Source organism: Parachitinimonas caeni (assembly GCF_030129945.1).
Taxonomy (GTDB): Bacteria; Pseudomonadota; Gammaproteobacteria; order Burkholderiales; family Chitinimonadaceae; genus Parachitinimonas; species Parachitinimonas caeni.
The window spans coordinates 1-416 of record NZ_JARRAF010000203.1 but is presented as its reverse complement, the minus strand read 5'-3'; the positions used below and the strand labels follow the sequence as shown (position 1 = coordinate 416).

General features: G+C 63.5%; 1 protein-coding gene. It reads right to left on the bottom strand.

The window, feature by feature from the left end:
* A partial coding sequence (locus tag PZA18_RS25815) for an RHS repeat domain-containing protein (RefSeq protein WP_284103468.1) occupies positions 1 to 416 on the bottom strand: 416 nt, incomplete at both ends.

The window sequence follows — 416 nt, the reverse complement described above, 5'->3', positions numbered from 1 at the left end:
ACGGACTTCCGCCACGACCCGACCGGCGCCGTCGTAGCGGGTTTCGGTGACATAACCCAGGGCATCGACCGCCTTGGTCAGACGGCCAGCCTTGTCGTAGAAGAACCAGCCACTCAAATCATGCGCGTTGTCAGCAGCCGGGCGCAGGCTGGCAAGGGTCGGATTGGCCGGCTGGCCATTGACGACCAGCGTTGCCAGCGCGGTCTGGCTGACCGGGGTGGCATAACGCACCGTGCGGACTTTTTCGCCCCTGGCGTTATAAATGTGTTCGGTCAGGGCGCGGGTGCCACCGTGCAATTCGCCAACCAGCCGGTTGGCTTCGTCGTAGAGCTGATACACACGGTTGCCATCGGCATCCTGGGTATAGGCCAAGCGACCTGCCGCATCGTAGGCGTACTGGGTAGGCTGTACCCCCC